Origin of the sequence: Burkholderia sp. BCC1047 (assembly GCF_902833155.1) — a bacterium.
GTDB classification, from domain to species: domain Bacteria; phylum Pseudomonadota; class Gammaproteobacteria; order Burkholderiales; family Burkholderiaceae; genus Burkholderia; species Burkholderia sola.
The window spans coordinates 426967-445870 of the sequence record NZ_CADFEH010000001.1 but is presented as its reverse complement, the minus strand read 5'-3'; the positions used below and the strand labels follow the sequence as shown (position 1 = coordinate 445870).

At 68.9% G+C, this 18904-nt stretch carries 20 protein-coding genes; 11 read left to right on the top strand and 9 right to left on the bottom strand.

Annotation, left to right across the window (positions count from 1 at the left end):
• Nucleotides 1-87: 87 nt before the first annotated feature.
• Entirely contained in the window at nt 88-615 is a 528-nt protein-coding gene (locus HWX55_RS01850) for a GNAT family N-acetyltransferase (RefSeq protein ID WP_175973505.1), read from the top strand.
• 25 nt (nt 616-640) lie between these two features.
• Here the strand turns inward: HWX55_RS01850 and HWX55_RS01845 are convergent, their stop codons facing one another.
• The 3 genes from HWX55_RS01845 to HWX55_RS01835 all read right to left on the bottom strand — a co-directional run bounded on the left by HWX55_RS01845 (nt 641) and on the right by HWX55_RS01835 (nt 4009).
• On the bottom strand, nt 641-1987 hold the full coding sequence (locus HWX55_RS01845; protein ID WP_175973503.1) for a glutamine synthetase family protein: 1347 nt from the start codon (nt 1985-1987) through the stop codon (nt 641-643).
• 157 nt (nt 1988-2144) lie between these two features.
• Nucleotides 2145-2702 carry an XRE family transcriptional regulator gene (locus HWX55_RS01840; protein WP_175973501.1) on the bottom strand — a complete coding sequence of 186 codons (558 nt, stop codon included), beginning with the start codon at nt 2700-2702 and terminating at the stop codon, nt 2145-2147.
• A gap of 17 nt (nt 2703-2719) precedes the next feature.
• Nucleotides 2720-4009 carry an FAD-binding oxidoreductase gene (locus HWX55_RS01835; protein ID WP_175973499.1) on the bottom strand — a complete coding sequence of 430 codons (1290 nt, stop codon included), beginning with the start codon at nt 4007-4009 and terminating at the stop codon, nt 2720-2722.
• A 607-nt stretch (nt 4010-4616) separates the two neighbouring features.
• Between HWX55_RS01835 and HWX55_RS01830 the strand changes: the two genes are divergently transcribed.
• From HWX55_RS01830 to HWX55_RS01790, 9 genes are all read left to right on the top strand, one after another.
• Nucleotides 4617-5765 (top strand): acyl-CoA dehydrogenase family protein, encoded by a 1149-nt coding sequence (locus HWX55_RS01830; RefSeq protein WP_175973497.1) that lies wholly within the window; start codon nt 4617-4619, stop codon nt 5763-5765.
• A gap of 36 nt (nt 5766-5801) precedes the next feature.
• A complete protein-coding gene (locus HWX55_RS01825; RefSeq protein WP_050014941.1) occupies nt 5802-6206 on the top strand; it encodes a hotdog domain-containing protein in 405 nt (134 codons plus the stop codon).
• A 17-nt stretch (nt 6207-6223) separates the two neighbouring features.
• Nucleotides 6224-7243, top strand: a complete 1020-nt coding sequence (locus HWX55_RS01820; RefSeq protein ID WP_175973495.1) for a nitronate monooxygenase family protein — start codon at nt 6224-6226, stop codon at nt 7241-7243.
• On the top strand, nt 7240-8382 hold the full coding sequence (pheA, locus tag HWX55_RS01815) for a prephenate dehydratase (RefSeq protein ID WP_175973493.1): 1143 nt from the start codon (nt 7240-7242) through the stop codon (nt 8380-8382). The genes HWX55_RS01820 and pheA overlap by 4 nt, the downstream gene beginning before the upstream one ends.
• A complete protein-coding gene (locus HWX55_RS01810) occupies nt 8379-9050 on the top strand; it encodes a hypothetical protein (protein WP_050014935.1) in 672 nt (223 codons plus the stop codon). Before pheA ends, HWX55_RS01810 begins: the two co-directional genes overlap by 4 nt.
• On the top strand, nt 9047-9571 hold the full coding sequence (locus HWX55_RS01805; RefSeq protein ID WP_175973491.1) for a shikimate kinase: 525 nt from the start codon (nt 9047-9049) through the stop codon (nt 9569-9571). Before HWX55_RS01810 ends, HWX55_RS01805 begins: the two co-directional genes overlap by 4 nt.
• A gap of 152 nt (nt 9572-9723) precedes the next feature.
• On the top strand, nt 9724-11169 hold the full coding sequence (locus tag HWX55_RS01800) for an efflux transporter outer membrane subunit (protein ID WP_175973489.1): 1446 nt from the start codon (nt 9724-9726) through the stop codon (nt 11167-11169).
• Nucleotides 11166-12368, top strand: coding sequence for an efflux RND transporter periplasmic adaptor subunit (locus tag HWX55_RS01795; RefSeq protein ID WP_175973487.1), 1203 nt, complete (start codon nt 11166-11168; stop codon nt 12366-12368). Before HWX55_RS01800 ends, HWX55_RS01795 begins: the two co-directional genes overlap by 4 nt.
• 2 nt (nt 12369-12370) lie before the next feature.
• A complete protein-coding gene (locus tag HWX55_RS01790; RefSeq protein WP_175973485.1) occupies nt 12371-13909 on the top strand; it encodes a DHA2 family efflux MFS transporter permease subunit in 1539 nt (512 codons plus the stop codon).
• 244 nt (nt 13910-14153) lie between these two features.
• On the opposite strand, the gene HWX55_RS01785 is transcribed toward HWX55_RS01790, so the two are convergent.
• From HWX55_RS01785 to HWX55_RS01765, 5 genes are read right to left on the bottom strand one after another with little or no spacing between them, the layout of a single operon-like run.
• Nucleotides 14154-14465: a DUF1330 domain-containing protein gene (locus tag HWX55_RS01785; protein ID WP_047902672.1), complete on the bottom strand. Its 312-nt coding sequence runs from the start codon at nt 14463-14465 to the stop codon at nt 14154-14156.
• Nucleotides 14462-14812, bottom strand: coding sequence for a non-heme iron oxygenase ferredoxin subunit (locus tag HWX55_RS01780; protein ID WP_069617317.1), 351 nt, complete (start codon nt 14810-14812; stop codon nt 14462-14464). Before HWX55_RS01780 ends, HWX55_RS01785 begins: the two co-directional genes overlap by 4 nt.
• A gap of 14 nt (nt 14813-14826) precedes the next feature.
• Nucleotides 14827-15354: an aromatic-ring-hydroxylating dioxygenase subunit beta gene (locus tag HWX55_RS01775; protein WP_175973483.1), complete on the bottom strand. Its 528-nt coding sequence runs from the start codon at nt 15352-15354 to the stop codon at nt 14827-14829.
• Nucleotides 15355-16614 (bottom strand): Rieske 2Fe-2S domain-containing protein, encoded by a 1260-nt coding sequence (locus HWX55_RS01770; protein ID WP_174434038.1) that lies wholly within the window; start codon nt 16612-16614, stop codon nt 15355-15357. It lies immediately after the preceding gene.
• 15 nt (nt 16615-16629) lie between these two features.
• Nucleotides 16630-17736 (bottom strand): 3-deoxy-7-phosphoheptulonate synthase, encoded by a 1107-nt coding sequence (locus HWX55_RS01765; protein ID WP_175973481.1) that lies wholly within the window; start codon nt 17734-17736, stop codon nt 16630-16632.
• A gap of 206 nt (nt 17737-17942) precedes the next feature.
• Here HWX55_RS01765 and HWX55_RS01760 point away from each other — a divergent pair, with 206 nt between their 5' ends.
• Nucleotides 17943-18383, top strand: a complete 441-nt coding sequence (locus HWX55_RS01760) for a thioesterase family protein (RefSeq protein ID WP_050018148.1) — start codon at nt 17943-17945, stop codon at nt 18381-18383.
• Nucleotides 18384-18423: 40 nt separating this feature from the next.
• Here the strand turns inward: HWX55_RS01760 and HWX55_RS01755 are convergent, their stop codons facing one another.
• Entirely contained in the window at nt 18424-18675 is a 252-nt protein-coding gene (locus HWX55_RS01755; protein ID WP_239468982.1) for a LuxR C-terminal-related transcriptional regulator, read from the bottom strand.
• Nucleotides 18676-18904 lie beyond the last annotated feature (229 nt).

Genomic DNA, 18904 nt, shown 5'->3' with positions numbered 1-18904 from the left:
ATGCCATGCCGCGAAGCCGCTTCGCGGCATGGTGCGCTCGAAGAGAGCGGCGATGCGGCACACGGCAACCGATCACACGGGGCACGCATGACACCGAACACGACGATCGACATCCGCGCGGCCACCGCCGCCGATGCATCGACCATCGCCGACATCCACGTCGCGTCGTGGCAAGCCACTTACACGGACATCATGCCGGCTCCGTTCCTCGCCGCCGGCCTGTCAGTCGAAAAACGGACGGCCGCGTGGCGCCACGCACTCGACGCAGGCCGGCCGAGCGTCGCGCTCGCGTTCACGAACCACGCACCGGCCGGCTGGATCGCCTACGGTCCGACGCGCGACACCGACAAGGATTGTGCCTGGGGCGAAATCGAAGCGATCTATCTGCATCCGTCGCATTGCGGGCAAGGCATCGGCGCGTTGCTGGTCCACCATGCATGCCGATCGCTGCATGACGCGGGCCATGCGTGGGTGTCGCTGTGGGTGCTGGTCAGAAACCGTCGGGCACGGGCGTTCTACGAACGCGAAGGTTTCGTCGCCGAACGCGACGTCAAGACCTTCGAGATCGACGGTACGCCGATCGAGGAAGTGCGCTACTGGCGCGCACTCCCGTAGCCGGCTGCGTCGACGCGCGCGGCCATCACAGAAACCACCGATACTCCCGCGCGCCGATTTCGTTGCGAAAATCCAGCTCCTCCTGCCGCTTGTTCTCGCAATACACCATCACGAACTCGCTGCCGAGCCCGTCTCGCACGGCCGGATGATCCTGCATCGCGGCGACCGCCGACAGCATCTCCTTCGGAAAATCGATGCCGCTGCCGCGATCGTCGTTGAGCGGCGCGATCGGCTCGAGCCGCGCATCGAGCCCGTGCTCCATCCCGCTCAGGATCGCCGCCAGCACCAGGTACGGGTTCGCATCCGCGCTCGCGAGCCGGTGTTCGATCCGCAGGTTGCGTGTGTCCGATTCCGGAATCCGGATGCACGCGTCGCGATCCTCGAAACCCCAGCTCGCGCGGCTCGCCGCGTTCACCATCGACCCGTAACGGCGAAACGCATTGTGATTCGGCGCGAATACCGGCATGCAATGCGGCAGCAGCGCGAGGCAGCCGGCCACCGCATGCCGCAACGGCCGCTGCCCGCCCGCGGCAAGCACGTTGCGCCCCGCGTCGTCATACAGGCTCACGTGCACGTGCATCCCGCTGCCCGGCGCATGCAGATACGGCTTGCCCATGAAGCTCGCGCGATAGCCATGCCGCAACGCGACGCCGCGCGTGCTGCGGCAGAACAGCGCCGACCAGTCGGCCGCGCGCAGCGCGTCGTCGGTATGCCCGAAATTGATCTCGAACTGGCCGGGCCCGAGCTCCGCGGTGATCACCGTCGCATCGACGCCCTGCTCGCACGCGGCGTCGACCATCTCGTGCAGCACGTCGGAGAAGCGCGACAGGCGCTCGATATGCATGTTCGGCTGATCGTCGCGGTCGTCGCTCAGGCGGTCGCGCGGATACTGCGGCAACCCTTCCTCGAGCTGCGCGGCGAACAGATAGAACTCGAGCTCGAATGCGACGACCGGCCGGATGCCGCGCGCCGCGAACCGCCGCAGCACGCGCGCGAGCACTTCGCGCGGCTCGAATTCGATCGGCGAATCGGTGCCGTCGGAACTGATCAGCATCTGCGCGAGCGGCTGCCGCTCCCAGCGCACGGGCTTCAGCGTCCCCGGGATCAGGCGACGCGGCGCATCGGGATCGCCGTCGTTGAAACAGTAATCGCCGATCTTGTAGAGGCCGCCCTGCGTGCCGAGCAGCACGCAGTTCTGCGGCAGCTTCAGCAGCGAGCCGGACGCGACTTTCTCGAGCGCATCGATCGGATAGCGCTTGCCGTAGAAATGTCCGGGCAGGTCGAGGCAGATCAGGTCGACATAACGGATCTCGGGGTGCGCCTGCCGGAACGCGCGGACTTCACTGACCAGCGCGGGAACGACGTCAGCCATGTCTCATCCTTTCGATGTCTTGTAGGGCGGTGCCGCCACGCGGCGAACCGGATTCATGCGGCGCACGGTGCAACGCATGCCAAATGTCGATCAGTACTGCAAACAGGCTGCGTGGCGTGACGGATTGCGACGCCGCCCGCCCCGCCGACCACTCAACTCAGGTGAATACCCAGATCACGCGCGTCGGCGCGTCGGTCAGGTTCGCATAGCGGAAGCGCTTGTGCGCGGGAAGCTGAAATGCATCGTTCGGGCCGAGCGTGACGGGCGTATCGTCGCCGTCGATCCAGATCGTCAGTTCTCCTTCGAGCACGAAGCCGCCCTGCTCGTCGCTGTCGTCGACCGGGCGCTCGCCGCTGCTCGCGCCCGGCCCGAGATGGCTTTCGAGGATCGAGAAGCGCGAACGCATATTCGGCGACACGAGAATGTCGGTAATGCCGGCCGCGTAATGCACGGTGCGGCGTTCGTCGGGCCGCGTGACCCACGGCACGCTGCGCGGCTTGCTCAGGCTGTAGAAATACGTGGTCGGCACGCCAAGCGCCTCGCCGATCGCGGTGAGATCCGCGACCGTCGGACGCGACAGCCCGCGCTCGACCTGCGACAGAAAGCCGACCGAGCGGCCGATCCGTTCGGCGAGATCGCTCAGCGTGACCTTGCGATGCTTGCGCAGATCGCGGATCAGGATCGCCAGACTTTCTATCTCTTCCTGTTCGTTCATGATGAGTTCCGGTGCAATCAAACGGTATCGCGCAGGCGGTACCAGGCCTTGCCGATCGCCTCCAGCGGCGCGGCCAGCCGGTCGCCGCCGGGAAAGCGCGGGTTGCGAATGCGTTGGTACTGCGCGAGCAGGTGTGCGTCGCCGAGCACGGCGTCGGCCACCGCGCGCGCGCCGGCGAGCGTCGGCAGCACGCCGTGCCCCGAAAAACCCTGCAGCCAGAAGCGCTGCCCGTGGCGGCCGATGTCCGGCGTGCGGCGCATGCTGATGTCGATGTGACCGCCCCACGCGTAGTCGAGCGGCACGCCGGCCAGTTGCGGAAACACGCGTTCGAGATGCGGGCGCGTCGCCGCCGCGATATCGGCCGGGATGCCGCCGAGATACGTGCAGCCGCCGCCGAACAGCAGCCGGTTGTCGGGGCTCAGGCGGAAATAGTCGGGCACGAACTGGTTGTCGATCACGCAGCTGTTGCGCGGCAGCAGCGCATGCGCGACGTCGGGCGCGAGCGGCGCCGTTGCGACCTGGTACGTGCCGACCGGCAGCAGCCGGCGCGCGAGGTCGCGATCGAGCCGGTCGACATACGCATTGCAGGCGAGCACCAGCACGTCCGCCCGCACTTCGCCGCGCGCCGTGCGGGCGACGTGGCCGCCGGCCGTCTCGCGGCAGTCGAGCACGCGGCTCTGTTCGAAGATGCGGCCGCCCGCGCGCTCGATCGTCTGCGCGAGGCCGAGCGCGAGCTTCAGCGGGTTCAGGTGGCCGGCCTCCGGATCGTGGAGCGCGGCGAGATAGCGCGTGCCGCCGATCCATTCGGGCATCTCGTCGCGGCCGATCACGCGCAGCCGGTCGTAGCCCCACCGCTCGGCGGCCTCGTCGCGGGCCTGCGCGAGCATCGCGACGCGCCGCGGCCGCACCGCGGCCCACAGGCTGCCGGGCCGGTAATCGATGTCGAAGCCGTGCCGCGCCGGCAGTTCGCGCACCTCGGCCGCCGCCCAGCGCATGCTGTCCCACAGCAGGCGCGCGCCGTCGCGGCCGAGCGCATCTTCGAGCGGCTGCATGTCGCACGACCAGCCGAGCAGCGCCTGTCCGCCGTTGCGGCCCGATGCGGCCCACGCGACGCGGCTCGCTTCGAGCATGACGACGCGCTTTCCCGCGAGCGCGAGCCGCAGCGCCGTATGCAGCCCGCTGAAGCCCGCGCCGACGACCAGCACGTCGGCGTCGACGCGTTCGTCCAGCGCCGGCCAATGCGGGATCGGCGCCGGGTAGGTGCCGGCGTAATAGCTTGCGACGTGACGGTCGGACTGCATGAACATGCGGATTTCCGTGAAAATTACGCCGGTAAATTTCATGAAAAACTAGCATGACAATTTCACGGAAGCAAGGCCGGGCATGATTTCACCGATCGTCGGCGCGACGGGGTCGGGCCTTCCGGATCGTCCGACGGCTTATTCGTCGCACGCTCCACCGACGCCTGCCCGACGCCCGGCAGGTGTGACGGCAACGAAACGAGCATCGGGAATTCGACACGAACGCATTCCCCGCTGTCCGAATGATATGGACTGCGAATTCAATCGAATCGACCTGGACGACGAAGCATTGGCAATCCCACCGCGTGTCGCCCCACCACCGACGCGCGATCGTCTTCCGTCATCGAAGCGCCGCGATACCGCCGACAGCGGCACGGTGTGACCGCCATCGTCCGGCGGTCGTCCGGCAGCCATCGCTCGCGCCAATGCGCGCGACGGGCATCACGATCACGTCCGCGTCCGGCAATCTCGATCCGCCGCCCATCGCAACCCCGCTTGCACTCGAATCATCCGCCGCCGCGCACCGCATCGAAGTGCAATAACTGACAGTTTCTCGCCCCCGGGCTTTTCATTAGATTGGCGACACGATCCATGCAAAGTCTCGCGCCCCGACATGACTCTCACCGCCTGCGAAGCACAGCACACGACGACCGCCGCATACCGGGACATCGCCGAACGCCATGCGCGGTCCGCCCCTTGCGGCGCCTTCCATCGCGATGCGTGGGATGCCTTGTCCGACGCGGGACTGTGGCGCGTGCCGGTCCCCCGCGAACTCGGCGGCGCGGGCGGCACGTGGCACGACTTCGTCGATGCGTTCGAAGCGGTCGCCGCGGCGCTGCGCTCCGTCGGCTTCGCGATGGCGCTCGCGAATCAGGCGACGCTGATTCGCGCGCTCGTCGCATACGGTTCCGACGCGCAGCGCACACGGCATCTGCCGTCGCTGCTGTCCGGCGCGATCGGCGCCACAGCGATCTCGGAGAAAGGGACCGGCACCGAAGTGCGTGCGCTCGAAACGTGCCTCGTTCGCGACGGCGACCACTACCGGCTCGACGGCCACAAGTACAACATCAGCCACGCGCCCGAAGCGCGCCTGATGATGATCGTCGCGACCCTGACCGGCGACGGCAAGCCGGCCACCGCGCTGGTGCTGATCGATCCTGAACGCGCGGGTGTGCAGCGCAGTGCCCCGCAGGCGACGTTCGGCGTCGCGGATCTTCCGATCGGCGACGTCGCGCTGTCCGGCGTGCGCGTCGACGCCGACGAACTGCTCGGCACGCCCGGCGACGGGCTGCGCCTGCTGATGGACATCGCGTCGATGAATCGCGCACTGTTCGGCCTGCTGTGCGCGAACGTCACCCAGCCGTTTCTCGCCGACGCACTCGCGCACGCCAGCGCCCGCAAAACGCTCGGCGTCGCGCTGGACGCGCATCAACACGTGCAGCGCCGGCTGGTCGACGTCCAGGTCGGCATCGAACGCACTCGCTGGACGGCGCGCGCGGCGCTCGACCTGCTCGTCGCGCAGCGTCCCGAGGCGCTCGCGAACTGCTCGATCGCGAAGCTCGCGGGCGCGCGCGATCTCGCGCAGGCCGCGCTGCACCTGCTCGCGATTCACGGCAGCGACGGCTACCGGCGCGGCCCGCTCGCCACCTTCGTCGCCGACGCGCTCGCGATGGGCTCGGCCGGCGGCACCGAGGAAATGCATTACCGCAACATCTTCAGCCAGATGCAACGCCGCGCGGCCGCCACGGCGCGCGCGGCGTGACCGCACACCCTTCCCTCACCCGTTCAGGAGTTGCCCTTGACTATCCAGACTGGCCTGCGTGCCCGCGCCACCCACCGCGTCGACACGATTTCGCTCGCCGATCAATGGGGCGGCGAAGCGCACGCGCTCGCGAGCCCGATCATGATCATCTTCATCGAACAGACCTGCATGCAGGCGACCGACCATCTGCTGCCGGCCGGGCAGATGACGGTCGGCTACAACTTCGAGATCAAGCATCTCGCACCGACGCCGCCCGAATGGGAAGTGACGGTCGATGCAGAACTGATCGAGGTCGACGGCCGCATGATGACGTACCGGGTCGAGGTGCGCGACGCGGTGGGCGTCGTCGGCGAAGGCGTGCATACGCGCTGCGCCGTAAGCCGCGACGGCTTCCACCGCCGCCTGGAAGAGCGGCGCGACAGCGCGGCGCTCGCCCGCTAACGAGCCGGAGCCCGACCATGATTCCGCTTCCGCTGCAGAATCTCCGGCTGCCGGTGATTGCGTCTCCGATGCTGATCGCGAGCTATCCCGAGATGGTGCTCGCCCAGTGCAGGAGCGGGATCGTCGGCGCATTTCCGGCGCTCAACGCGCGGCTCAGCGCGCAGCTCGGCGACTGGATCGACACGATCGACGGCACGCTGCGCGCGTACCGGGAGGCCCATCCCGACGCGCCGGTCGGCCCGTACGCGGTCAACCATATCTGCCATCCGTCGAATCCGCGCGTCGAACAGGACCTGCGCATCTGCATCGACCGGCGCGTGCCGCTGATGATCACGAGCCTGCGCGCACCGTCGCGCGACGTCGTCGACGCGATCCACGCGTACGGCGGGATCGTGCTGCACGACGTCACGACGGTGCGACATGCGCAGAAGGCGCTGGAAGCCGGCGTCGACGGCCTCGTCCTCGTCGCGGCGGGGGCGGGCGGCCACGCCGGCACGCTGTCGCCGTTCGCGCTGGTCACGGAAGTGCGGCGCTTCTACGACGGCTTCATCGCGCTGTCCGGTGCGATCGCGACCGGCGACGCGATCGCCGCCGCGCGCGCGCTCGGCGCCGACTTCGCATACATCGGGACGCGCTTCCTGGCGTCGCACGAAGCCAACGTGGTGCAGCGCTACAAGGACACGATCGTCGAAGCCAGCGCCGCCGACATCATCTACACCGACGCGTTCACCGGCGTCCACGGCAACTACCTGCGCCAGAGCATCGAGGCGGCCGGGCTCGACGCGCGGCGGCTCGCGCGGGTCGACGGCGCGCAGCTCGATTTCTCGCCGGACGGCGGCGCGAAGCAGTGGCGCGACATCTGGGGGGCCGGCCAGGGCGTCGGCGCGATGGACGCGGTGCTCAGCGTCGCCGAAATCGTCGAACGGCTCGCGGCCGAATACGCGCGCGCCGTCGCCCGCATGCAGCCGGGCGCGGCGACGCACGTCGCCCCGCACCGGCCGGCCGTTTCCGCGACTTCACGGACCGATACGCGATGACGCCGACCGAACTTGCCGCCCCGTCGTCCGTCGACGATGCGATCGCACGCCGCCGCGCGCAGATCGACGTGATCGACGACCAGCTTCTCGAGCTGATCGGCCAGCGCATCGCTCACGCAACCGAGATCGGTCATCTCAAGCGGAATGCGGGGCTCGCGGTGCGGCAGCCCGCCCGCGAAGCGTCGATCGTCGCCGAGCTGTGCACGCGCGCGCCGTGGGGGCTGCGCGACCGCGACCTGCGCGCCATCTGGCAGACGCTGTTCAGCGCGAGCCGTGACGCGCAATCGCTGCCGTCCGTCGCGTTCCTCGGCCCGTCGGGCACCTACACCGAAACCGCGATGCTGCGTCACTTCGGCGAATTCGCCCGCGGGCAGGCGCACGAGACGATCGACGCCGTATTCGACGCGCTCGCGCGCGGCGACGCGGAATGCGCGGTCGTGCCGGTCGAGAATTCGTCCGAAGGCACCGTGACCCGCACGCTCGACCTGCTGATCGCGCAAGCGGCGCCCGTCACCGGCGAGATCGAACTGCCGGTCGCGCACTGCCTGCTGAGCGCCAGCGGCTCGCTCGCCGGCGTCGACAGCGTGGTCGGCCATCCGCAGGCGCTCGCGCAATGCCGCGCGTGGCTCGACGCGCATGCGCCCGGCCTGCGCCGCATCCCGGTGTCCAGCAACGCGGTGGCCGCGCGTGAGGCCGCGCACCTGTATGACTGCGCGGCGATCGCCGGCGAACCTGCGGCCGCACTTTACGGACTGCGAATCGTCGCCAGCGCGATCCAGGATCACCCGGACAACCGCACGCGCTTCGTGATCGTCGGCGGCCAGACGCCGGCGCCGACCGGCCACGACCGCACGAGCATCGTGCTGCGGCCGACCGATGCGCCCGACGCGCTCGCGCGCGTATTCGACGCGCTCGCCCACCACCGCGCACCGCTGCTGTGGGTCGACGTGCGCCCGGCACGGGACGCCGGCCATGCGTATCGGTACTGCATCGACTTCGGCGGGCATCCGCTCGATCCGAACGTGCGCGCCGCGCTCGACGAGATTGCGTTCGCCGCTTCCGAGCTGCGCGTGCTCGGCGCCTATCCGCGTGCCGCGGGCGGTACCGACCGGCACGCCGACGGCCCCGCCGCATCATGACGACGGCGCCCGCTTCGTCCCGCGTCGCCGCCCGGCTGCTCGCGATTCGCGACGGTCGCGACGATCGCCTGCTCGTGCTGTGCGGCATCGCGGCGGCGGACTGCCTGCCGCTCGCCGCCGGGCGATGGCTGCGCGCGCTGCGCGCCGAATACGACGACGAACTGGAACTGCTGCCGTTCGTGCGCGGCACGCCCGACGCCGCCGGCATCGCGTGCCTGCTGCGGCGCTGCGAGCGTCTGCGGCTTCCAGCGGTGGCGATCGGCGACACCGCGGCGACCGCCTATGGCCGCTGGCGCGCGTGCCTGCCCGCGGCGCCGCTGACCTGGCGGGTGCTCGAAACGTCCGCTGCACGCGCCGCGACGCCGCTGCCCGGCGGCCTGCTGGCGCGCTGGCCGGTACGCGCGGCCGAGCCGGTCGACTGGCCGCGCTCGCGCCGCGTCATTGCGGATCTCGGCGCTGCGTCGCCGGCGCTTGGCGCGCGCATCGGCGCGCTCGCCGACGCACTGTGCGACGGCACGCTCGTGGTCGCCGGCATTGCGCTGGACACGGCCGCCGGCGCGCCGCACACCTTCATCACCGATGCGCTGGACCCGCTCGCGAACTACGTCCGGATGCAGCGCATCGCCGCCGTGACGCGCCGCGCGCCGTCGCTGCGGAGCCGCCTGTGAACCCGCGCCCGCAGGCCGGCCCGACGCGCATCGCGCTCGTCGGCATGCCCGGCGCCGGCAAGACGACGATCGGTAGCGCACTGGCCCGCACGCTCGCGTTGCCGTTCGTCGACGCCGATCGCGAACTCGAACGCCGCTTCGGCGCGCCCGTCGCCGTGCAATTCAATGCGGGCGACTTCCGCGCACGCGAAGCCGACGTGATCGACGCGCTGACGGGCGGGCCGGCGCTCGTGCTCGCGACCGGCGGCGGCGCCGTGCTGCGCGACGACACGCGCGCGCGGCTCGGCCAGCGCTGTTTCGTGATCCACCTCGCGACCGATCTCGACACCCTGTGGCACCGCACGCGCGACGACGCGTCCCGCCCGCTGCTGAACGTCGCCGACCCGCGCGCGGCGCTCGCCGCGCTGCACGACGCGCGCGAATCGCTGTACCGCGCCTGCGCGCACTGCCGCATCGATACCTCGGGCCAGTCCGTCGCACAAACGCTCGCGGCAGCGCTCGACGCACTCGCCATCGCGTAACCCGCGCGCCCTTGTCTGCCCCCTTCCGCTGTTTCGACGATGCCGGCCGGTGCGGCCGACTGCCATTTCTACCAGTTGCCGATCGCCAAATAATATCTAAAGATATATTTTTAGATACAGATCGTTTGCCTTCACGCGACAGGAAACCGACCATGCCCCTCCTCATCGACCGCGCGCGCGGCGCCCGCCGCCTGGTTCCCGCGCTCGCCGCGCTCGCGATCGCCGGCTGCGCGCCGTTCGGCCCGCAACGCCCGGCGGCCCGGATCACGCCCGTCGAGCAGCTCGATGCGGGCGCCGCGATCGGCGCGGCCAGCGCCGGCTCGCCGACGGTCGCCGAGCGCTGGTGGACCGCGTTCGGCGATGCGCAGCTGGATCGCCTCGTCGACGATGCGCTGGCCGGCGCACCGACGCTGCAGGCGCAGCGCGAACGGGTCGCGCAGGCGCTGGCCGACGCCGACGTCGAACACGCCGCGCTGCTGCCGCAGCTCGGCGCGACGGCGAGCGCGGTGCCGACGCGCCTGCCCGGCAGCTACCGGACGCCGCCGCCCGCGGCCGGGCACTGGCAGGTCGACGCGCAGGCATTGCTCGGCGCGTCGTGGGATCTCGACATCGCCGGCCGGCAGCATGCGCTGGCGCGCGCCGCCGCGCTGCGCGCGGACCAGCAGCGCGCGCTCGAACGCGCGGCCGCCGTGTCGCTGCAGGCGGCGATCGTCGAGACGTACCTGCAACTCGCGCTCGAACAGCGACTGCTCGCGATCGCGCGCGATACGCTGCAGCAGCACAGCTATCTGCTGCGCCTCACGTCGCAACGCGCGGACGCCGGCCTCGACATGCAGGTCGCCGTGCTCCGGGCGAGCGAACCGATTCCGCACGCGCAGGCCGACATCGACACGCATGCGGCCGCGTCGGCCCGGCTGCGCCACCGGCTTGCCGCGCTCGTCGGCCGGGGGCCCGGTTACGCCGATGCGCTGACGCCCGCCGCGCCGCCGGCCACGGCGCTGCCGATGCCGGCCGTCCTGCCCGCGGCGCTGATCGGCCGCCGGCCCGACGTCCTGGCCGCGCGCTACCGGGTCGAAGCCGAAGCGGCGAACATCGACGCGGCGCGCGCCGCGTTCTATCCGGACGTCAACCTGCTGGCCTTCGCCGGCGTGCAGAGCTTCGGCTTCCGCGCGCTGTTCCACGGCAACAGCGGCACGCTCGGCGCGGGCCCCGCGATCACGCTGCCGATTTTCGAGGGCGGGCGCCTGCGTGCCGGCCTGCGCGCGCAAACCGCCGCGTACAACGCCGCCGTCGCGACGTACGACGAAACGGTCGTCAACGCGCTCGCGCAGGTCAGCGACACCCTCGTCCAGATCGACACGCTCGGCCGGCAGCGCGCGCTTCAGCGCGAGGCGCTGTCGCGCGCGCAACAGGCCTACACCATCGAAACGCAGCGCTACCGGAAAGGCATTTCCGGCTACCTCGACGTCCTGCTCGCCGAAGGCCGGCTGCTCGAGGACCGCGCATCGGTCGCCCGCGCGGACGCGTCGTTCGCGATCGAGCATGCCCGCCTGATCGCCGCGCTCGGCGGCGCCACTTCTACTGGAGTCCCGCAATGAACCGTCCCGAATCCCCCGCCGCCGCCGAGCCCGCGCTGCAACGCGCGCGCCGGCGCTACTTCCGCTGGTTCTTCATTGCGCTCGCCGGCGCGGCCGGCCTCGCCGCCGTCGCGTGGGCCACCACCCGCGGCACCGAGACGACCGACGACGCGTACGTCTCCGGCGACGTCGTGCAGATCTCGCCGCAGATCGGCGGCACCGTCGACGCCGTGCGCGTGCAGAACGCCGACTGGGTCCGTCCCGGCGACCTGCTGTTCAGCGTCGACAAGACCGACGCCCGGCTCGCGCTGGACGAAGCGGTCGCGCAACTCGCGCATGCGGTGCGCCAATACCGCACCGCGCATGCGGACGCGGTGCGCGACGAAGCGCAGATCCGCGTGCGGCGCACCGAATGGGCGAAGGCGAACGACGACCTGCAGCGCCGCCTGAGCCTCGCGCAAGACGGCGGCGTGTCGCGCGAGGACCTGCGCCATGCGCGGGATGCAATGGACGGCGCGGCCGCCGCGCTGAACGCGCAGCAGGCCGCCTACGACGCGACGCTCGCGCGCACCGACGGCACGTCGATCGACACCAATCCGCTCGTGCGCGCGGCGGCCGCCCGGGTCCGCAGCGCGGCGCTCGCGCTGCGCCGCACCGAAATACACGCGCCGCTCGGCGGGCTCGTCACGCGCCGGGTCGTGCAGGTCGGCCAGCACGTGTCGCCCGGCACGCCGTCGATGGCGCTCGTGCCGCTCGATCACGTGTGGGTCGAGGCCAACTTCAAGGAGTCGCAACTGCGCGGCATGCGCGCCGGGCAGCCGGTCGAGCTGTTCTCGGACCTGTACGGCAGCGACGTGGTGTTCCATGGGCGCGTGGTCGGACTCGAAGCCGGCACCGGCGCCGCGTTCGCGGCCGTGCCCGCGCAAAACGCGACCGGCAACTGGATCAAGGTCGTCCAGCGCGTGCCGGTCCGGATCGCGCTCGATCCCGCCGAGCTGCGCGCGCACCCGCTGCGTATCGGCCTGTCGATGACGGCATCGGTGCCGGTCGATCACGGCCCCGGCACCGCGTCGGCGTCGCCGCCCGCCCGTCCGCCCGAAGCGCGCCGGTCGATCGACGCCACGTCGATCTATCGCGACGACGACGAAGCGGGCGAGGCGCTCGTCACCGAGACGATTCGCGCGAACAGCGGCGCACGCCCGCTCGCACCGGGAGCCTGACGATGCGCTTCTTCACCCGGAACGCGGCGCCGAAACTGCCGCTGGAGCCGCTCGCCGGCATGCCACTGGCGCTCGTCGCGATCGCGGTCAGCGTCGCGAATTTCATGCAGACGCTCGACCTGACGATCGCGAACGTCGCCGTCCCGACCATCGCGGGCGATCTCGGCGTCGCGCCGGACATGGGCACGTGGATGCTGACCTCGTTCGCGACGCCGCTCGCGATCACGCTGCCGCTCACCGGCTGGCTCACGCAGCGCTTCGGCCAGGTGCGGCTGTTCCGCGTGTCGGTGCTGCTGTTCGTGCTGACGTCGATCCTGTGCGGGATGGCGCCGAACTTCGAGTCGCTGCTGCTGTTTCGCGCGCTCCAGGGGGCCGCGTCGGGCCCGATCACCGCGCTGTCGCAGGCGCTGCTGCTCGCGGTATTCCCGTCGGCGCGCCGCCACGTCGCGCTGGCCGTGTGGCAGACCACGACGTTCGTCGCGCCGGTGCTCGGGCCGATCGCCGGCGGCTGGATCACCGACAACCTGAGCTGGCCGTACATCTTCTACGTGAACGTGCCGCCGGGCGTGCTCGTGCTGGGCGTGCTCGCGCGGCTGCTGAAGGGACGCGACAACGCGACGCGGCGGCTGCCGGTCGACGTCGTCGGGCTGCTGCTGCTCACCGCCGCGTTCGGCTCGTTCCAGTTGCTGCTCGATCGCGGCCAGAACCTCGACTGGTTCGCCTCCGACGAAATTCGCATGCTGGCGGTCGTGAGCATCGTGTCGTTCGTCGCGCTGATCCTGTGGGAGCTGACCGACAATCATCCGATCGTCGACCTGCGGCTGTTCGCGGACCGCAACTTCACGACGAGCACGCTCGCGATCACGGTCGGCTTCGGGCTCTACTTCGGCGCGCTGGTGCTCGTGCCGCTGTGGCTGCAGACCCAGCAGGGGTACACGGCCACCTGGGCCGGCATCGCCACCGCGCCGCTCGGCGTCGCGGGGATCGTGATCGCGCCGCTGCTCGGCCGCTTCCAGGGCCGCACCGACCCGCGCCTGCTCGCGACCGTCGCGCTCGTCGGCTGGGGCGCCGCGTCGTTCTGGCGCATGCATTTCAACAGCGACGTGACCCTCGGCGACATCGCCGCCAATTCGCTGCTGATGGGCGCCGCCACCGCGTTCTTCATCACGCCGCTCGTGTCGCTGTCGCTCGCCGGGCTGGCCCGCGAGCGGCTGCCCGCCGCATCCGGGCTGCAGAACGCGCTGCGCCGGATCGGCACCAGCGTCGCGACCTCGGTCGCGCCGACCTACTTCGAGCGTCGTTCCCGCGTGCACAACACCTATCTCGTCGACCACATCACGCCGTACGATTTCGCGTCCGGCGACTGGTTCGCGCGGCTCGATCACGCGGGGCTGTCGCCGTCCGGCGCGCTCGCGTCGGTCTCGCATGCGATCGACGTCGAAGCGCACATGCTCGCGCTGAACGATTTCTCGTTCGGCTGCCTGCTGCTGTTCGGCGCGACGCTGCTGGCGGTCTGGTCGATCCGCTATCGTCATGCGTGACGTCGTGAGGGGAAACCGGCGGAAGCCGTGTCGGCCGGCGGAGCGATCGACCGGGTAACCGGGCAACAGGCGGCGGGCGGCGGGCGGCGGGCGGCGGGCGGCGGAAGTCTCCGCCGGATCGCATCGCCGTCTCACCGATGAATCGACTACGCGGCGCTGCGCTCGACCGCGCCCCGAATGAAAAAGGGGGCTCCGCGCCGATCGACACGGCACGGAGCCCCTTCAACTTCGACTTCGACTTCGCTTAACGCGGATCGCCGGCGGCCGGCACGTAGCCGTCGGCCAGGATGCCGATCGTCCGCGCGGCCGGCTCGCGCAGCCGCTTGGCCGCCTGATAGCCCTCCGACCGATACCACTCGCGGGCACGCTCCGCCGACTCGAATTCGAGCACGACGACGCGCTTCGGCGCCCAGTCTCCTTCCAGCGTCTCGACTTCGGCGCCGCGCACCAGGAAGCGCCCGCCGTACGCGGCCACCGTCGGCGCGCCGAGCCGGCGGTAGGCCTGGTACGCGTCGACGTCGTGCACGTCGATATCGAACACCACGTACGCGCTCATGATCGCGCCTCCGCCGGCGTCGCCGCATCGGCCGGTGCGAGCTGCACGAACACGCGGCCGTTCTCGATCTTCACCGGATAGGTGTGCACGCACGTCGTCAGCGGCGCGCACAGCGCAATGCCGGTCCGCACGCTGAAGCGCCCCTGATGCAGCGGGCATTCGATCTCGTCGTCGAGCAGAAAGCCGTCGCTCAATCGCGCGTCGCCATGCGTGCACTGGTTCTCGGTCGCGAAGATCTCGTCGCCGACCGCATACAGCGCGATGTCGCGGCCGCCCACCCAGACGCCGAGTATTCCGTCGGCGCGCACCGCTTCCGGCGCGACTGCATCGATCCATTCCGTAGTCACTTTCGGCCCCTCGTTCAGATCGGATAAATCAGCGAGTTCGGAATCATCTCGCTGTCGTACACGCAGATGCGCGACTCGAAACGCAGCCCGTGCGGCGTACGCACGATCCGGTCCAGGTAGCGCCCGGTGTTGTACACGTCGCTCATCTGCTCGGTCTTCGTGCGCAGCACCGCGTAGTTCGTCTCCGCCTCGATCACCGCGTCGTCGAGATACGTGATGAACGGCAGCCCGATCACATGGCGCTGGTAGTACGGATCGAAGAACAGCGTCTCCTTGATCCCGTAGACGCGATCCTTCAGCATGCCCTTGCTCTCGAAGTCCATCACCGCGAGGGGCAGGTTGCGCTCGTGGTTCTCGCGCGGCACCACCGTGTACCGGCATTGCTCGACGAAGAATTCCGGCCACGCGTCCCAGTCGCCGCCGTCGAGCACGGCCGCGTATCTCGCATTGAGCTGGACGAGCGAATAGAAATCCTCGAAGTTCGCGCCGCCCGCGTGCGGCTCGGCGGACGGTCGGTCCGTTCGTGTCGTGATCGTGCTCATTCAGGCCTCCATCACTTGGCGCCAGTACTGGTACATGCCGCGCACCAGCGTTTCGCTGACCATATGGTCGGTCTGCTCGTCGATCTGCCGGCCGCCGAGCTCGTTGTAGACGTTGCCGTGCTGGATCTGCTCGAAGCTCTGCTGCACGCATTCGATGACCTCGCCGTCGTCCGCCGACACGAAGCCGGCCGGTCCGAACAGATTGGCCTGACGCAGACGGCGCCGCGTCATCTCCTCGGTGTCGGTCTCGAAACCGAAATGCGTCCACACGTAGTCGAACACGCCCGGGCCGATCGGCCGGATGCGACGCGTCGACAGCGCATTGACCTGCTGCTGGATGATGACGCTCGGCATCAGCGTGAGCATCACGACGGTCGGATCGCCCCACCACGGTTCGTGCACGACGTCGAGGAAGCGGTCGTCGTGCAGCGTCATGCGCTCCTTGAAGCTCGTCACGTTGTGGGTCACCTCGCCGCCGCCGCCGCCGCTGCGGATCGACACCATCGCGCCATGCCGGTGATGCGCATCGGTCACGAGCCGGGCGGGATTGTCCGCGCGCCACAAACCGAAGTTGACGAACCAGGTATGCAGCAGCCCCGCGTGATACGGATCCTTGATGTTCTCGACCATCAGCTTCCAGTTGCTCGGCACGCGCTGCCGCGTGTAGCCGAGCACGGTCAGCTTCGGGCCGTGGAACAGACGATCGTAGTAAGGCAGGATGCGCGGGCCGAGGAAGTCCTCGAACGATTCGACGTTCTCGTCGAACGACGCGAACACGGCGCCGCCGCGCGTCGATACGCGCAGGCGCCGCAGCGCATGCTTGCCCGGCTCGAAATCCGCCGGCATGCCGCCGTTGATCGTGCCGCCCTGACGCACGCCGCGCCGGAACGGCACGCCGATCAGGTTGCCCTTCAGGTCGTAGTTCCACTGGTGATACGGGCAGTGGAAATCCTTCGCCTTCCCCGAGCGCTCGCGGCAGAACTGCATGCCGCGGTGCGCGCACGCGTTTTCGAAGACGACGATCTCGCCGTCCTCCGTGCGCGTCATCACGACGGATCGCTCGCCGACTTCCGTGCGCTGGAAATCGCCGGGAGACGGCACTTCGGCTTCGAGGCCGATGTAGCACCAGTGATTCGCATAGAACAGGCGCTCGAGTTCCCGCTGGTACAGCGCTTCACTCGTATACGCCTCGTAGGGTGTGCGGCTGGCGCCGTCGCCTTTCCAGTCGAGCGCGCGGGCGATGTCGATGGGTGAGTTCAAGAGAGCTCCTTTCATTCAGTAAGAAACGGCCTGCATCGCGACGGCGGCGCCGTGCGCGATGAAGCCGGCTGGCGAACGCCGCCGCGCAACCGCCGCGGCAGCCAACTGCTCGACGAGTTCGGCCGTGTGATCCCAGCCGAGACATGCGTCGGTAATGCTTTGGCCGAATACCGGCGGCGTGCCCGGCACCAGGTCCTGCCGCCCCTCGACGAGGAACGACTCGATCATCACGCCCACGATCGCGCGCTCGCCGCGATGCAGTTGCGCGGCGACGTTGCCGCACACGTCGATCTGCGCACGGGTCTGCTTGCCGCTGTTGCCATGGCTCGCGTCGATCACGACATACGGGGGAAGATGGGCGTCGCGCAGCGCGGCGCAGGCGGCCGCGACGCTGGCGGCGTCGTAGTTCGGGGTCTTGCCGCCGCGCAGGACGACATGCGTGTCGGGATTGCCGCGCGTGGTCGCGATTTCCACGCTGCCGGACACGGACGACCGCAGGTAACTGTGCGACGCCCGCGATGCGCGGATCGCGTCGATCGCGACCTTCACGTTGCCGTCGGTGCCGTTCTTGAAGCCAACCGGCAGGTCGAGCCCCGACGCGGCCTGGCGATGGATCTGCGATTCGGTCGTGCGCGCGCCGATCGCGCCCCACGACACGAGATCGTCGAGATACGGCGCGGTCATCGGATCGAGAAATTCGGTCGCGGCCGGCAAGCCCAGCGCATTGATGCCGAGCAGCACCTTGCGCGCGACGCGCAGGCCGTCCTCGATCCGGAAACTGCCGTCGAGATACGGGTCGTTCAGCAGCCCTTTCCAGCCGACCGTGGTGCGCGGCTTTTCGAAATAGACGCGCATCACGATCTCGAGCACGTCGGCGTACCGCTCGCGCAGCGGCGCGAGGCGGCGCGCGAACGCCAGCGCGGCGTCGGCATCATGGATCGAGCACGGGCCGACGATCAGCGCAAGCCGGTCGTCCTCGCCCGCAATGATGCGCGCCAATGCGCGCCGCGCATCGCCGATCGACCGGGCCAGGCCGGGATCGCAGGGCAATTCGGCGCGCAACCGCTGCGCACTGATCACCGCCACGCCTTGCGTCAACGCTGCCTCAACGGATTTTTCCATTTAACGCTCCACTCTCGCTGATCGGATGCCGATTTACGGAGGCAATTAGAGCGCGGTCAAATCCCCGGTGATACTGTCATTTATCTCAGAAGCATTTCACATAGTGAATATCTGTGATTTCCGACAGTATTCCGATATGCGGTTCACGTCTAACTTAACTCCTGCCAAAAACGTTCTCACCCGCCGTTCTGCCAAGGAGCCTCGCAATGACAAGAAAGTATTTTGAAACCCGAATCGACGTGAAGTATCGGGAAACGGACGCGATGGGCCATGTGAGCAGCCCCGTCTATTACGACTATCTGCAGCACGCGTACCTGACCTACATGCACGATCTGCTCGAGCTGCCGTATTCGGAAAAGCTGCCGCACATCATGGTCAAGACCGCGTGCGAATATCTGAAGCCCGCGCAGTACGGCGATACGATCACGGTCCGCAGCAGCGTCACGCGCTTCGGCTCGAAGAGCTTCGAACTGGAATATCTGATGGTGCGCGACGGGCAGGCGGGCACCGAGGATTCGGCCGACGATCCGGCCGTGGTGGCGCGTGCCGTGTCCACGCACGTGATGTTCGACTACGGCAGCAAGACCACGGTGCCGGTGCCGGAAGAGTTCAGGACACGCGTGCTGTCGTTCCAGGGCGCGATCTGATGCCGCAACCGGGGGTCCGCGACGGACGCCCCGGTACCGTTCAAGCAAACACGATCAAGCCCATCAACACGGCTTTCACGACCGCATTGGTCTTGTTGGACGCGTTGAGCTTGACGATCGATCTCGAAATGTGGAAGTTGATCGTCCGCTCGGTCAGGCCGAGAATGATGCCGATCTCATAGGCGGTCTTCCCTTCCGCCGCCCATCGCAACACCTCGCATTCGCGCATGCTCAGCGCGACATCCGCGGGCGCCGCTATATTCGCCGCACACTGAATCATTCGTTTCTCCATCCAGAATAAGACGCCAATGTTTCAGATTCGTTATTTCCAACGTTCACCTCAATTCACATACCCCTCGGATTGGATGTTTATTATTTAAAGGCGTCACGAATATTCGGCGAATTCACAAGCAACGATCGTCCCACGCATTATCTCCGGCGTTGTCACAATGGAATCGAGCATACCGAATCGATTTACGCTGCGGAAGATGCACGAGACGCAATGTATCAATGACGTTGAC

Coding starts and splice junctions, on each gene's coding strand:
- HWX55_RS01850 (WP_175973505.1), top strand. CDS start 88: ATGACACCGAACACGACGATCGACATCCGCGCGGCCACCGCCGCCGAT.
- HWX55_RS01845 (WP_175973503.1), bottom strand. CDS start 1,987: ATGGCTGACGTCGTTCCCGCGCTGGTCAGTGAAGTCCGCGCGTTCCGG.
- HWX55_RS01840 (WP_175973501.1), bottom strand. CDS start 2,702: ATGAACGAACAGGAAGAGATAGAAAGTCTGGCGATCCTGATCCGCGAT.
- HWX55_RS01835 (WP_175973499.1), bottom strand. CDS start 4,009: ATGTTCATGCAGTCCGACCGTCACGTCGCAAGCTATTACGCCGGCACC.
- HWX55_RS01830 (WP_175973497.1), top strand. CDS start 4,617: ATGACTCTCACCGCCTGCGAAGCACAGCACACGACGACCGCCGCATAC.
- HWX55_RS01820 (WP_175973495.1), top strand. CDS start 6,224: ATGATTCCGCTTCCGCTGCAGAATCTCCGGCTGCCGGTGATTGCGTCT.
- pheA (WP_175973493.1), top strand. CDS start 7,240: ATGACGCCGACCGAACTTGCCGCCCCGTCGTCCGTCGACGATGCGATC.
- HWX55_RS01810 (WP_050014935.1), top strand. CDS start 8,379: ATGACGACGGCGCCCGCTTCGTCCCGCGTCGCCGCCCGGCTGCTCGCG.
- HWX55_RS01800 (WP_175973489.1), top strand. CDS start 9,724: ATGCCCCTCCTCATCGACCGCGCGCGCGGCGCCCGCCGCCTGGTTCCC.
- HWX55_RS01795 (WP_175973487.1), top strand. CDS start 11,166: ATGAACCGTCCCGAATCCCCCGCCGCCGCCGAGCCCGCGCTGCAACGC.
- HWX55_RS01790 (WP_175973485.1), top strand. CDS start 12,371: ATGCGCTTCTTCACCCGGAACGCGGCGCCGAAACTGCCGCTGGAGCCG.
- HWX55_RS01785 (WP_047902672.1), bottom strand. CDS start 14,465: ATGAGCGCGTACGTGGTGTTCGATATCGACGTGCACGACGTCGACGCG.
- HWX55_RS01775 (WP_175973483.1), bottom strand. CDS start 15,354: ATGAGCACGATCACGACACGAACGGACCGACCGTCCGCCGAGCCGCAC.
- HWX55_RS01765 (WP_175973481.1), bottom strand. CDS start 17,736: ATGGAAAAATCCGTTGAGGCAGCGTTGACGCAAGGCGTGGCGGTGATC.
- HWX55_RS01760 (WP_050018148.1), top strand. CDS start 17,943: ATGACAAGAAAGTATTTTGAAACCCGAATCGACGTGAAGTATCGGGAA.
- HWX55_RS01755 (WP_239468982.1), bottom strand. CDS start 18,675: ATGGAGAAACGAATGATTCAGTGTGCGGCGAATATAGCGGCGCCCGCG.